The organism is Rhodococcus sp. ARP2 (assembly GCF_001029585.1).
Lineage (GTDB): Bacteria > Actinomycetota > Actinomycetes > Mycobacteriales > Mycobacteriaceae > Rhodococcus_F > Rhodococcus_F erythropolis.
Genome location: NZ_LEKE01000001.1, coordinates 77,307 through 90,386, shown reverse-complemented (window position 1 = coordinate 90,386; position 13,080 = coordinate 77,307). Strand labels below are relative to the sequence as shown.

The window sequence follows — 13,080 nt, the reverse complement described above, 5'->3', positions numbered from 1 at the left end:
GCCCTACGCCGGGAACGTGAATTCCACCGTCCGTTTGACCGTGTCGACGGCGGTGAGTCGCACCTTTGCGCGCTCACCGTCATCGGGCGTTCCGACGCATTTCGCAATCACTGCGACCGACGGGACAAACACTTCCGCCGAGCGCTTTCCGTCCTTGGCGCGCATCACCACCGCGTCGAAGACCTCGCCGACCCGACCGTCGAGCAGCGTGGACTCGGTCAGATCGATGCACGCGCGGTCGACCTTGTTCGCCAGTGAGTCGGACCCACTCATGATGTCGGGCAACTCGGGAAGGGCGGTGCGCACCCATTCCGGTACCGGCGTACCAGCTGTGATCGCCAGACACACCTCGGTGCTGAAGCGATCGGACAGCCGGCGCAGTGGAGCCGTCACATGAGCGTAGGGCGCTCCGATCCCCGCATGCACCGTCAACTCCGGTAGCTGGCCGTCGAAGGCCGCGTAGTCTGCGCCGCGCAGCAACGACGGCGCAACCGACATCAGCGCCATCGTCGACGGCTCGTTGGAATCGAGTCCGGCAAGAATCTGCCCGACGCTTCGACCCTCCGGCCACGTGATACCCAGCGCCACTGCAGTTCTCCGCAGGGTGCGAACCGCGGACTCCTCGGCCGGCGGCAGCGTGCGAAGCAGCCCGATACCTGCGTCGATCATCATGCGGCCGGCACACATCCCGGTCAGCAGCGACACTTCTGCGTTCCAGTCGTCCGCTTCGGTGCGTGGCTCGAGCTCGATCCGCCAGCGAGCCGAGGACTCGCCCTCTGGCTGATCCCGAACCACTGACTGCTCGGGCAGTTTCAGCTCGATGGCGCCCCTGGCAACCGCCGAGGCACTGCGCAATCGTCCGAACTCCGGTAGTGCGGCGATCGACGGATGCAAGGTGCCCGCGTCGGCGTCACGTTGCACGGTCGAATAATCCAGACGCGCCACCGATTTCACCAGAGCGCGTCTCACCTGCCATGACGTGGGCTCGGCCTGGGCGTCCAACTCGATACGCCACAGTGCGGCGGGGCGAACCACGTCCGGCAGCAGACTCGCCGATCCCTCCGACAACGCCCGAGGATGAAGCGGAACGGAACCGTCCGGGAGATAGAAGGTTTGGCCACGCTTGCGGGTTTCGACGTCGAGCGCACCGCCCGGCGTCACCACCGCCGCGACGTCGGCGATCGCGTAGTGCACGACGTACCCGGTCGAGGTCTTCTCGATGTGCACTGCCTGGTCGAGGTCCATCGATCCGGGAGGGTCGATGGTCACGAAGGCGATACCCGTTTCGTCGACACGCCCGGCACCGAAACGATCCACGGCATTCTCGGCCTCGGCCTGCGCCGCGGCCGAGAATGCTCCCGGCAAGTCGAACTCCGCCCGAACCACTCCGAAGTCGATTCCCTGCACCATCATTCGACTTGCGGGCACGCATCCTCCACGATCGGTTCGGGCCGGTGTAGCTGCTGTACCGGTCCCAGTTGTTCGAGTCCCAGTTGTTCCAAGTCTCAGTTGTTCCAGTCTTCGTCTGCCCGATCGGCGGCTTTGTTGCGTTCGGCAGCGATCTTCAATGCATGCTCGGCAGAGTCCCGATCAGGGTACGGCCCCATCCTCGTCAACGAGGACGCGCCCTTTCCCTGCGTGACGGAACCGTCGGACACGTCGAAGTACCAGAGTCGATCTTCATCAGTCATATCCACAGTGTGACATCAGAGTGAGATAGAAGCTTGTAGATCGCTGTGAGACTGATATTCTTTCTACTTGGCCTGGCAGGTGAGAACCGGACATTCGAACGGTGAGTTCTGCTTGAATGCCCAACACAAGCTACGAACAGAAAATGGAGTGCGCATGTCCGCAATTCTTTACGATTACCTCCTCCCGCTCATGGGCCATGACGCGGCAACGTACTGGGCTACGCTGCTGGTCATCAAGCCTGTCTGACAGCTTTTCGAACAAAAGAAGACCCCCACCGATCCGGTGGGGGTCTTCTTTTCTCACTGTGCAGATCGCGGGCGGACGAGTCGGCGTGTAAGCCGGATCCTGTCCTGCGGCACCGAAGTGCCGAGTGGCGACCATCCATCTGGGCACACCGTCGCCGGGTGCCTCGAGCGGTTCACCCGCAGGCTCGGGCGAGCAGCCCTCGAACACCTGCGCAGCCGCACCGCGAGCGATGCGACCTTCAACCTTGCTCCGGGCGGGGTTTACCTAGCCACCCCGGTCACCCGAGGTGCTGGTGCGCTCTTACCGCACCGTTTCACCCTTACCTGCCTCGAAAGGCAGGCGGTCTGTTTTCTGTGGCACTGTCCCGCGAGTTGCCTCGGGTTGCCGTTAACAACCGCCCTGCTCTGTGGAGTCCGGACTTTCCTCGGCCCCAGGCCTGTGCGTGGTACACGCTGGTTCCAGAAGCCGCGGCCGCCCGGCCAACTCGTCCGCCCCCGTATGCTACCGGGCGCCTGTCGGTGGCCGGCACTATGGTCACCTTATGACTCGGTACGTGGCCCTGCTACGCGGTATCAACGTGGGCGGCATCAACATCAAGATGGCGGACCTCGCGAGAGTCTTCGGCGACCTCGGATTCCAAGGCGTGAAAACCGTCCTGGCCTCGGGCAACGTTCTGTTCGACAGTCCGAGCACCGACATCCCGTCGCTGAAGAAACAGATCGAATCCGCCCTCGCCCGCGAGTTCGGCTACGAGGCTTGGGTATTCGTCCTCGACATTCCGACACTGCAAGCGATCGTGGACAACTACCCGTTCGACCGAGAACGCGAGGGTTGGCATGCTTACGCGATGGTTGCCTCCGAGCCGGAAATCCTCGAGGAATTGAGTGCTGCGGCAGCGCAACTCGATGCCTCGGTCGAACGCGTGGTGGCCGGCGACGGAGTCCTGTACTGGGAGGTCGAGAAGGGGCAGACCGTCAAGAGCGCGTTCGGCCGGAACACCGGAAAACCGAAGTTCAAGGCGTTCACCACAACCCGAAACCTGAACACGCTCTACAAACTGCTCAAATGACGCTTGCCCCGACACGGAGCACCAGCGCGTGACTCTTCTACCGATCCTGCTCGTCGCCGTCGTCCTCGTCTTCGCGATAGTGCGTCCACGTGGGCTTCCCGAGATCGTCATCGCCGGGCCGGCAGCTGTCGTCGTTCTCCTGACCGGTGTCGTCACTCTCGACGAAGCCCGCGAAGAACTGACGAGCATGGCACCCACCGTCGTCTTCCTGGTTGCCGTGCTGGTTCTCGCTCATGCCGCGGACGCTCTCGGCGTCTTTCGCTGGGTCAGCCAGATCCTGCAGCAAAAATCCCTCGCCGATCCGCACCGGTTGCTGATTTACGTATTCGGCGCGGCTGCCCTGACCACGGCGGTCCTGAGCCTCGACGCCACCGTCGTACTTCTGACACCCGCAGTGATCGCGGCCGCACGATCCATCGGAGCAAGTCCGCGGCCCCATTCGTATGCCAGTGCGCACCTGTCGAACTCGGCGTCGACGCTCCTGCCGGTGTCGAACCTGACCAACCTCATCGCTTTTGCTGCAACAGGTTTGACGTTCTTGCACTTCACCGCATTGATGGCGTTGCCGTGGGTCGTGACGATCGCTGTCGAATATCTGATCTTCCGACTGTTCTTCCGTTCCGAACTCGTCCGCTCGGAAAACACAGAGCCACCGGCAAGTAAAACTTCCTCGCCTGCGCCGAGTCTGCCGCTGGCGGTGATCGGACTGACGCTTGTCGGTTTCGCGGTTTCGGGTTTCTTCGGGATCGAGCCCGCCTGGATCGCTGTGGTGGGTGCGAGTGTTCTGGGAGCGATCGCTCTGGCTCGGCACCGTACGACCGCCGCCAAGATGCTCTACGCTGCCGACCTCTGGTTCTGCGCGTTCGTCCTGGTTCTCGGGATCATCGTCGCCGGAGTCGCGAACGGGCCGGTGGGAGAATGGATTGCGCAGATCCTGCCAGGCGACACCAGCTACGGATCACTGCTATTCGTCGCCGTGGTCGCCGCGCTCGCGTCCAACCTCGTCAATAACCTGCCGGCAACCTTGCTGATGATCGCGGCGCTCGGGACGGGAGCACCTCCAGGCCTGGTGCTCGCGATGTTGATCGGCGTCAACCTCGGGCCCAACCTCACCTACGTGGGCTCTCTCGCGACAATGCTCTGGCGACGAGTTGCCACCAGCGCGGGCACACCGCCCACGCTGGCGACGTTCACTCTGCTCGGGGTCATCACGACGCCACTGACGCTGCTCGCCGCCGTGAGCGCCCTGTGGTTGGTGATCTGATCAACGGCTGATCAGCAGTCGGGGCATTTCAGCGAAGATGTGACGTGTCGTTGACCAACCGGACCGAGGCTCCCCCGTCTGGATAGAACTCGGTGATACTCAGCGACGCCAGATCCAGATGCAACCGGTACAGCAACGACGGCCCGGCATCGAGGGCCAGCTGCACCAACGTCTTGATCGGGGTGACGTGAGAAACGACCAACAGCGTCGCGCCGCCGTAGGTCGAGATCAGGTCGTCACGCGCGGCGACGACTCGTTCTCGTACCTCGTCGAAACTCTCGCCGCCGGGTGGGCGCACAGAAGTGTCCGAGAGCCATTCGCGATGCAGGTCCGGATCGCGCTCGGCTGCCTCGCGGAAGGTGAGTCCGTCCCAGTCGCCGAAATCGGTTTCGATCAAACCTTTGTGCTCGACGACGGGAAGACCGAGCACGCGGGCCGATGCCTCTGCCGTCTCACGGGTTCTGCCGAGGGGTGAGCAGACGATGGCGTCGATACCGCCGCGGTTCCCGAAGCGTGCAGCCGCGCCGGCGGCCTGCGCGCGGCCCAATTCCGTGAGCTCAGGATTGCCGCGTCCGGAGTAGCGGCGATCGACCGACATCGCTGTCTGTCCGTGACGTAGCAACAACATTCGTGTCGGCTTGCCGGTGGTGGCGATCCATCCCGGAGAGCCGGCGATCTGCGGTTCCGACGTCTCTTCTGACGGCGCGGCGGGTGCAGCTGGTGCGGGGGCCGCGGTTTCGATGCCGGCAGCAGCGTCCATCGCCTCGTTGGCAAGACGATCGGCATGAGAATTCTCGCCGCGCGGAATCCACGTGTAGGTCACTCGCGAGAACTGCGTCGCCAACTCGGCTGCGCGTCGCTGCAGCGGAATCATGTCCGGGTGCTTGACCTTCCAGCGCCCGGACATCTGCTCGACGACCAGCTTGGAGTCCATACGGACGTCGACCGTCGACGCTCCGAGTTCACCGGCAGCGGCCAACCCTGCGATCAGCCCGCGGTACTCGGCGACGTTGTTGGTCGCAATTCCGATGCTTTCCTTGCGTTCAGCCAACACCGAGCGGGTGGAGTCGAAGACCACGGCGCCGTAGCCGGCCGGGCCGGGGTTGCCGCGTGATCCACCGTCGGCCTCGACGATGACCTGCGTGGGAGTCACAGACCGGACTCCTTGGTACGCACCATGATTGCATTGCACTCTGGGCAACGAACGACGACGTCGGCCGGTGTCGCGGCGATTCGGGAGATCTCGCCGCGGTCGATCTCGATCCGGCAAGCGCCGCATCGGCGTGCCTGCAGAAGCGCCGCGCCCGGTCCGCCCAGGGTGCGCTGCTTCTCGTAGACAGCAAGGAAATCGGCGGGGAATTCACCGACAAGTCGTTCACGATCGGCGGCGCAACGCTCTTGCGCCTTGTCCAGATCGGCGACGGCGTCGTCGCGGCGACGCTTGGCGTCGATCAGCTCTTCTTCGGCCTGGGACAGCTGGGCACCGGCGTGATCGTGATCGGCCTGCAACGCCTCACGCTGCTCCATCACTTCGAGCAACTCGTCCTCGAGGAGCCCCTGACGCCTGACCAGGCTGCCGAGTTCGTGTTCGAGTTCGGTGAGCTGCTTCGCCCCGACCGACCCACTCTGCAACAGAGTGCGGTCACGATCCTCGCGCTGACGAACCGCGTCGACCTCGCCTTCGAGCTTGCGGATGTCGCGATCGATGTCGTCGATCTGAATTTCGACGGCTACGGACGCATCTTTACGGCTGATTCGCTCGGCCTCGAGACGTTCGACTTCCTTCTGCTCGGGAAGCGCTCCGCGTCGGTGGGTGATCCGAGTGAGCTCAGCATCCACCCCGGCGAGGTCGAGAAGCTTGGATTGCACCTGTGGTTCGACGTTCACGCTGTATAACTCCTGCTGTAAGTCCGATGTCGGCAGTGCTCGCGAAGGACGGCTCTCGAAGAACTGCTCTTGAATTGTTCGTGCAACCGTACCTTGCAGAGCGCTGCACTAATGCGCACTCAAACACCACGGATCGGTGCGAATTGTCGAAACCCGGCTTTCCCACCCCGGATTGTCGGCAAACGCGGCGTCGAGCACCGATTTCGCCTGCGCACACCACGGGTATTCACTAGCCCAATGGGCGACATCGACCAGTGCCGGGCCACCGGCACGAAGATGCTCGTCCGCGGGATGATGCCGCAGGTCCGCAGTGACGTAGACGTCGGCGCCCAGCGCCGCCACCACGTCCAGATACGAGTCGCCGGAACCGCCGCACACCGCCACGGTACGAACGGTCGCGTCCGGATCTCCGGCAGCGCGAACACCCCACTCGGTCGAGGGCAGTGAGCGCGCCACTCGCGCCGTGAACTCTCGCAATGTTTCGGGGTGCTCGAGCTCACCCACCCGCCCCAGACCGAGCGAACTGGGGAACGCTGCGAGTTCGAAGACATCGAAGGCTGGTTCCTCGTACGGGTGGGCGGCACGCAATGCGCCCAACACCGCACTTCGCTTTCCGCGCGGGGCAATCACTTCCACACGATCCTCGCGAACCTGCTCCACAGCGCCGACAGTCCCGATCGTCGGATTCGCACCGTCGGCTGGCAAGAACTGACCCGTACCGGTGACCGTCCAACTGCACTGGCTGTAGTCGCCGATCCGCCCAGCCCCGGCCTCGAAAAGTGCATCCTGCACGGCCGATGCATTCTCCACCGGAACCATGACGACCCACTTGTCGAGCGGCTGCGTCGGCTTGGGTTCGATCGGGCGCAGCACGGTCAGGCCCAGAGCCTGCGCCAACGCGTCGGACACTCCAGGGTCGGCGGAGTCCGCATTGGTGTGCGCCGAGAACAGTGCGCACCCCGCCTTGATGAGCTTGTGGACCAACGCACCTTTGGGTGTGTGAGCACCGACGGTGTCCACCCCACGCAGCAGAAGTGGGTGGTGAACGACCAGAAGGTCGGCACCGGAGGCGATGGCGTCGTCGACCACTGCCTCGGTCGGATCCACCGCGAAAACCACTCTCGTCACCGCGTCCGCAGGATCGCCGCAGACCAGACCGACCGAATCCCACGATTCCGCCAGGGCGGGCGGATAAGCAGATTCCAGCACGGCTATGACGTCCGCAAGAATTGGGCCGCTCACAAGATCTCCTTCATCGCTTCGATCAGTACCGAGACCTGCTCGGCTGGACGGACGGCAACGCGCAACTGATCGGGCCCGAGTCCGGGAAAGGTGTCGCACCGGCGGACGGCGATACCGCAGGCACGCAGGTGCTCTCGCATCGAGGCGCCGTCGCGGACGTCGATGAGCACGAACGGCCCCGCAGCGGGTTCGTGCACGGCAATCCCGATCTCGGTCAGTCGCCGGGACATGTCTTGGCGGTCTGTGGCAATCGATTCGGCTTTGATCCTCGACTGGTCGACCGCGAACGGTTCGCAGCAGGCCGTGATGGCCTCGATCTGCAGACTGCCCAATGGCCAGTGGGCTCGGCCCTGAGCCAGTCGAGCGAGAAGATCCGGAGAGCCGATCGCGTACCCACACCGCAATCCCGCCAGTGCCCACGTCTTGGTCAGGCTCCGAAGCACCAGTACATCCGCCGACTCGACACCTGCGATGCTCTCCGCTTCGCCGGGGATCGCGTCGCCGAATGCCTCGTCCACCACCAGGATCCGGCCCGGCCGACGCAACTCCAACACATCGGCCTTGGGGTGAAGCACGGACGTCGGATTGGTCGGATTGCCCAGAACGACGAGGTCCGCGGATTCTGGTACCTGCGCGGCCCGAAGCTCGAAAGGCGGCTCCAGAATCACCTGCGTCACCGGTACACCGGCCTCTCGCAGCGCCAGTTCCGGCTCGGTGAAGGACGGATGGATCAGCGCTGCCGAACGAGAGCCCAGGCGCGGCAGCATCGCGAATCCCTCGGCACCACCCGAGAGCAACAACACCTCTTCGGGCCGGCGCCCGTGCCGCTGCGCGACGGTTTCGCGGGCTTTCAGTTCCGCTGCAGCCGACGGGTACGAACCGAGCGTCGACAGCCCTGCGGCCAGCCGATCCCGCAACCACTCCGGTGGGCCCGAGCCTTGAACGTTGACGGCAAAATCGAGTAACCCGGGCTCCACTTCGACATCGCCGTGATGTCGCAAGCTCTCCAGGTCAACCGTTCCGGTACTCACCCGGTCAGCCTACGGTCGAGCACCGTGCGCGGACATCACCCCTGCCGTCCGGGACAATGAGTGCCGTGACGACACCACCCCTCGACCGTTTTCCTGTAGTTCTGTTCGATCTGGACGGAACCATCACCGATTCCGCTCCCGGCATTCACGGCGGCTTCCGACATGCGTTGGCAACTGTCGGCCATCCGGAGCCGACGGAAGCGATGTTGGCATCGGTGATCGGCCCGCCGATGGTCGATACCTTCAGGTCACTCGGCATGGCCCCGGCGGACGTGGATCGGGCGATCGCCGCGTACATCGAGCGTTACGACGCGACCGGGTGGCAGGAGAACTCGGTGTACGAGGGTATGGACGTCGTCCTTGGTAAGGCTCGCGCGAGCGGCACCCGACTGGCCGTCGCCACCTCGAAGTCGGAGCGATTCGCCATTCGCATCCTCGAGCATTTCGGCCTGGCCGAGCACTTCGAGTTCATCGGCGGCGCAAGTGACGACGGAACTCGTCGGGCGAAACCCGATGTGATCGCGCACTCGCTGACTTCACTCGGGATCACTCCCGTCCTCGCCGCCGACGGCGGAACCCCCGACGTACTCATGATCGGCGATCGTGATCACGACGTGCTCGGCGCCGCGAAGTACGGCATCCCCACCGTCGTCGTCGAATGGGGCTACGGTTCCGCCGAGGAAGCGCGGCAAGCGTTTCGCTCCGTATCGTCGGCATCCGAACTGGGAGGACTTCTCGATGGCCGCCTCTGAACCACTCCGTGTGACTGAACCACTCCACGTGACGTTTGTGTGCACCGGCAATATCTGCCGGTCACCAATGGCCGAAAAGATCTTGCTCGCGCATCTGGGCCGTGAAGGCCTTGCCGACCGGGTGCGTGTCAGCAGCGCCGGTACCGAGGGGTTTCACACCGGTAGCGAGGCCGACGAGCGGACCAACGTCGTGCTCCGAGCGGCCGGATATCCGACGGGCCACAGCGCCGCGCAGGTCAATGCAGATCATCTCGCCGCCGATCTTGTCGTCGCCCTCGACACCGGGCACGAACGTGAGCTTGCTCATCTCGGCGTGCCCACCGAGCGTCGGCGCCTACTGCGATCGTTCGACCCCGAGGCGGACGGAGAATCGGTTCCGGACCCGTACTACGGGGATCAGGAGGACTTCGAACTGGTTCGAGACCAGATCGAAGCGGCCATTCCCGACATGCTCGACTGGATCCGCGAGCGAGCCTGAACCCGGAGCAAAATTCACTCCCGTTCGGGCAACGGATACCGTGGACGTGTGCGAAGACTGAAATTCCTGTTGCGGCCCGGTTGGTTGGTACTGGCAGCTGTGGTCGGGCTCTTCGCCTACCTGTGCTTCACCGTGCTCGCTCCGTGGCAGCTCGGCAAGAACACGAAGACCGAGCACCGCAATGATCTGATCTCGAACTCGATCAACGCGGAGACCGTGCCGATCGGTGATGTCATCGCCGATTCGACGATCGCACCGGACGACGAATGGCGAAACATCACCGCGGCAGGTACCTATCTGCCCGACGCCGATATCCTCGTCCGCCTGCAGTCCATCGAGGGCGCGCCGTCGTACGAGATCCTGACGCCTTTCCGCCTGGACGACGGCCGCACGATCCTCGTCAATCGCGGATACGTTCGGCCGATCAACGGCGCCGAGGCACCGCCCATCGCTGCGCCGCCGACCGATCCGGTCACTCTCAACGGCCGTGTGCGCCTGTCGGAAGGCACTGCTCCCGGCCGAGTTCCGATGTTCGAGGACGGCGCGAAGCAGGTCTACTCCATCGACGCACAGCCGATCGGCGAGTTCATCGGAACGGACCTGATCGACGCGTACATCCAACTCGAACCCGACCAGCCCGGCGGTCTCGGCACGATCCCGCTCCCCCAACTCGACGCGGGCCCCTACCTCTCGTACGGGTTCCAATGGCTGGCGTTCGGCATCATGGCGCCGCTCGGACTGGCTTACTTCATTCGCGCCGAGTGGCGCGAACGTCGCAAGGAAAAGGCAGTTCAAGCAGCTGTGGACGGTTTCGCAGCCGACGACGCCGCTGCCGAGACGACCCCGGAAGCGGCAGTGTCCGCGCCTGCCGCACCCCCCGGCGAACCGGCTCGAACCTTCAGCCGTCGCAAGAAGCCCGAGCCGGAATCAGTGCCGCTCACGGCGCAGGAAGCCAAACTTGCCGATCGATACGGCAATACCCGCTGAAATACCCGCTGACACCACAGCTGCACTGATCTGCACCGCCGACGAAAGCCTCGCCGCGCGGCGCAGATCGTTCGGCGTCGGCACAGGCCCGCGGCCGAGGACGGGACGCATCTCCACCCCGTGCGCGTACTCGGTCCGACCACCCAACGAAATGCCCAACGCCCCTGCCGCCGACGCTTCCGCGACGCCCGCATTGGGGCTTGGATGAGCCGCTGCGTCGCGTTTCCACGCTGCCAGTGATTCCTGAACCGAGCCGCCCACCACCGGTGCACACGCAGCCGTCAGCGCACCTGTCAGCCGAGCGGGGACGATGTTGACCAGGTCGTCGAACCTCGCCGCAGCCCACCCGAATCTGAGGTACTTCTCGGAGCGGTACCCGATCATCGCGTCGAGTGTGTTGGCAGCGCGGTAGACGAACAGACCTGGCACGCCCCCAATTGCACCCCAGAACACTGCGCCGACGGTTGCATCCGAGGTGTTCTCGGCAACCGACTCCAGCGCTGCACGCGTGAGGCCGTCCTCGCCCAGCACCGAGGGATCGCGTCCGCACAGTGAAGGAAGTAGCTCACGCGCTTTCGTCAGGTCGCCGTCGACCTGTGACGCCTCCAATCGAGCGGCCATGTCGATGCCGGTGCGTGCAAGCGACGTCCCGCCGAGCACGGCCCAGGTAGCTATCGCCGTCGTACCCGTGACGGCCACCCAACCGGCCCGGCGCGACGCTGCTTCGGCTGCGAGCCCAAGTCCTGCGGTGCCGGCCAAGAGCACGGCGACATGAAGTGTTCCGGCTCCGCGCGAGTCCCGGTAGGACATCTTCTGCAGCGCGATAGCCGCGGTTCCGAAGCCGGCGACCGGATGGAACCGCCCCGGATCGGCGAAAGCCCGATCCGCAACGAAGCCGAGGAGAAGCCCGGCAGCTCGCGCATTGAATCGAGATTGGGACGAACGAACCGAAATCTGCACGAGCGTAGTTGTAGCAGCGACGCTCGTTCTCTGGCCAACCGTCACGTGTCTGCCCGAGCTGATATCTACCCGTCCCAGTCGATCGTCAGGTAGATCAAGCGGTGCATTCGGTTGATTTCCCAGACTCGGGCAATCCCGGTCGCCAGTGCGTCGCTTTGGGAACGAACCCGGATCGTCTGCCCCGGGAACAACGCAACACTGAGACTGGGCATCTCGGCGATGTGTATGTGCGGACGGGTGGGATGCACGCGCGTCGGGTCGACGGCTACTTCGATCACAGAACTGGACATGCGTCCAGAATGGCGTATTGCGGACAATTCGTTGCCGAAAATGAAAAAACCCCGATCTGCGTCGACATGCAGATCGGGGTTTGAATTCTTCGGTGGGCGCGGAGGGTTTCGAACCCCCGACCGCTGGTGTGTAAAACCAGAGCTCTACCACTGAGCTACACGCCCGAACTCCCGGTGAGACCCTCACCGGGAGTGCTCTAAGACTCTAGCGCGGCAAGCGCGTTTGCCCAAAGTCCGTGGTCACGGGCTTCTCCGGGGCCGTTCATCTCGGCAAAACGAATGATTCCGTCTTTGTCGATGACAAAGGTGCCACGATTCGCGAAGCCCAACTTGTCGTTGAACACCTCGTACTTCTGAGCGACTTCACCGTGCGGCCAGAAGTCCGACAGCAAGGGAAATGTGTATCCCTGCTCAGCCGACCAGATCTTGTGAGTCGGCGAAGCACCGACAGAAATCGCGAGAATGGCAGTGTCGTCGTTCTCGAACTTCGGAAGCTCGTCACGGACCTTGCAGAGTTCCCCCTGACAAGTCCCGGTGAAGGCCAACGGATAGAAGACCAGCAGAACATTCTTCTTACCGCGGAAATCTGCTAGCGAGACTTCCTGGTTGTTCTGGTCCTTCAAGGTGAAATCCGGTGCCTGGGCACCAACTTCGAGAGGCATGTGCAATTCCTTGGGAAAGTGCGGAAAGGGCCGGGTCAGCGCTTGTTGGCCGGACGAGCCTTCGGCTGAACCAGTCGACTTCCCGACCAGTCACCGAGGTTGGCTGCCGATGTCTGCGTCAAGCCGGCAGTCGGCGCCGATTCGGCGATCTCGCTGGGCTCGACATGTCCGTCGAGACCGGTCTTGGGAGTGAGAACCCACACGAAGCCTTCGTCGGCGAGGGGCCCGATGGCATCCATCAAGGCATCCACCAGGTCACCGTCCTCGTCGCGCCACCACAGCAGCACGACGTCGATGACCTCGTCGGAATCCTCGTCGAGCATTTCCCCGCCGATGGTTTCCTCAACCGCGGCACGAATGCCGTCGTCGGTATCCTCATCCCAGCCCAGTTCCTGCACCACCATGTCAGTGGTAATCCCGAGTTTCTGAGCGTAGTTCTGGGCATCCGCCGCGGCGACCACGGTGGGGTCCTCCTTTTGTTGATGGTGTGTGGCGACCCCGCACACCTACCGTTTGACGA

General features: G+C 63.8%; 15 protein-coding genes, 1 tRNA gene and 1 other RNA gene. 5 read left to right on the top strand and 12 right to left on the bottom strand.

The genetic code is table 11. The features are described 5' to 3' along the window. Window positions 1-3: 3 nt before the first annotated feature. The 3 genes from ABX74_RS00460 to rnpB all read right to left on the bottom strand — a co-directional run bounded on the left by ABX74_RS00460 (window position 4) and on the right by rnpB (window position 2,425). On the bottom strand, window positions 4-1,413 hold the full coding sequence (locus ABX74_RS00460) for an RNB domain-containing ribonuclease (RefSeq protein WP_047887980.1): 1,410 nt from the start codon (window positions 1,411-1,413) through the stop codon (window positions 4-6). A 92-nt stretch (window positions 1,414-1,505) separates the two neighbouring features. Beyond that, the gene (locus tag ABX74_RS00455) at window positions 1,506-1,691 is read right to left on the bottom strand and encodes a hypothetical protein (RefSeq protein ID WP_007735457.1); all 186 of its coding nucleotides are present in this window, start codon (window positions 1,689-1,691) and stop codon (window positions 1,506-1,508) included. Between the two features lie 319 nt (window positions 1,692-2,010). Further along, window positions 2,011-2,425, bottom strand: an RNA gene (gene rnpB / locus ABX74_RS29625) — RNase P RNA component class A. 54 nt (window positions 2,426-2,479) lie between these two features. Between rnpB and ABX74_RS00450 the strand changes: the two genes are divergently transcribed. Next, complete coding sequence (locus ABX74_RS00450; RefSeq protein WP_047887979.1) at window positions 2,480-3,007, top strand: DUF1697 domain-containing protein; 528 nt, start codon at window positions 2,480-2,482, stop codon at window positions 3,005-3,007. 28 nt (window positions 3,008-3,035) lie between these two features. Continuing rightward, entirely contained in the window at window positions 3,036-4,271 is a 1,236-nt protein-coding gene (locus ABX74_RS00445; protein ID WP_047887978.1) for an SLC13 family permease, read from the top strand. Window positions 4,272-4,299: 28 nt separating this feature from the next. Here ABX74_RS00445 and ABX74_RS00440 read toward each other — a convergent pair whose 3' ends face one another. The 4 genes from ABX74_RS00440 to cobC form a co-directional block, all read right to left on the bottom strand. Next, on the bottom strand, window positions 4,300-5,424 hold the full coding sequence (locus ABX74_RS00440) for a bifunctional RNase H/acid phosphatase (protein WP_020969918.1): 1,125 nt from the start codon (window positions 5,422-5,424) through the stop codon (window positions 4,300-4,302). Further along, on the bottom strand, window positions 5,421-6,158 hold the full coding sequence (locus ABX74_RS00435) for a zinc ribbon domain-containing protein (protein WP_020908144.1): 738 nt from the start codon (window positions 6,156-6,158) through the stop codon (window positions 5,421-5,423). Before ABX74_RS00435 ends, ABX74_RS00440 begins: the two co-directional genes overlap by 4 nt. Before the next feature lie 108 nt (window positions 6,159-6,266). Then, window positions 6,267-7,400, bottom strand: a complete 1,134-nt coding sequence (locus ABX74_RS00430) for a Nif3-like dinuclear metal center hexameric protein (protein WP_019748956.1) — start codon at window positions 7,398-7,400, stop codon at window positions 6,267-6,269. Continuing rightward, a complete protein-coding gene (gene cobC / locus ABX74_RS00425; protein ID WP_047887977.1) occupies window positions 7,397-8,431 on the bottom strand; it encodes an Rv2231c family pyridoxal phosphate-dependent protein CobC in 1,035 nt (344 codons plus the stop codon). Before cobC ends, ABX74_RS00430 begins: the two co-directional genes overlap by 4 nt. 56 nt (window positions 8,432-8,487) lie before the next feature. Between cobC and ABX74_RS00420 the strand changes: the two genes are divergently transcribed. From ABX74_RS00420 to ABX74_RS00410, 3 genes are read left to right on the top strand one after another with little or no spacing between them, the layout of a single operon-like run. Then, window positions 8,488-9,183, top strand: coding sequence for an HAD hydrolase-like protein (locus ABX74_RS00420; protein ID WP_019748958.1), 696 nt, complete (start codon window positions 8,488-8,490; stop codon window positions 9,181-9,183). Continuing rightward, complete coding sequence (locus ABX74_RS00415) at window positions 9,170-9,661, top strand: low molecular weight protein-tyrosine-phosphatase (protein ID WP_047887976.1); 492 nt, start codon at window positions 9,170-9,172, stop codon at window positions 9,659-9,661. Before ABX74_RS00420 ends, ABX74_RS00415 begins: the two co-directional genes overlap by 14 nt. 48 nt (window positions 9,662-9,709) lie before the next feature. Further along, on the top strand, window positions 9,710-10,648 hold the full coding sequence (locus ABX74_RS00410) for an SURF1 family protein (RefSeq protein ID WP_047887975.1): 939 nt from the start codon (window positions 9,710-9,712) through the stop codon (window positions 10,646-10,648). Here ABX74_RS00410 and ABX74_RS00405 read toward each other — a convergent pair. From ABX74_RS00405 to ABX74_RS00385, 5 genes are all read right to left on the bottom strand, one after another. Beyond that, window positions 10,589-11,608, bottom strand: coding sequence for a cobalamin biosynthesis protein (locus ABX74_RS00405; protein ID WP_082148436.1), 1,020 nt, complete (start codon window positions 11,606-11,608; stop codon window positions 10,589-10,591). The two genes, ABX74_RS00410 and ABX74_RS00405, sit on opposite strands and share 60 nt — an antisense overlap. Before the next feature lie 65 nt (window positions 11,609-11,673). Continuing rightward, entirely contained in the window at window positions 11,674-11,898 is a 225-nt protein-coding gene (locus ABX74_RS00400) for a hypothetical protein (RefSeq protein WP_003941648.1), read from the bottom strand. 93 nt (window positions 11,899-11,991) lie between these two features. Next, window positions 11,992-12,063 (bottom strand) — tRNA-Val (locus ABX74_RS00395). Between the two features lie 32 nt (window positions 12,064-12,095). Next, entirely contained in the window at window positions 12,096-12,560 is a 465-nt protein-coding gene (locus ABX74_RS00390; RefSeq protein WP_003941619.1) for a peroxiredoxin, read from the bottom strand. A gap of 35 nt (window positions 12,561-12,595) precedes the next feature. Beyond that, the gene (locus tag ABX74_RS00385) at window positions 12,596-13,021 is read right to left on the bottom strand and encodes a DUF3052 domain-containing protein (protein ID WP_003941575.1); all 426 of its coding nucleotides are present in this window, start codon (window positions 13,019-13,021) and stop codon (window positions 12,596-12,598) included. Window positions 13,022-13,080 lie beyond the last annotated feature (59 nt).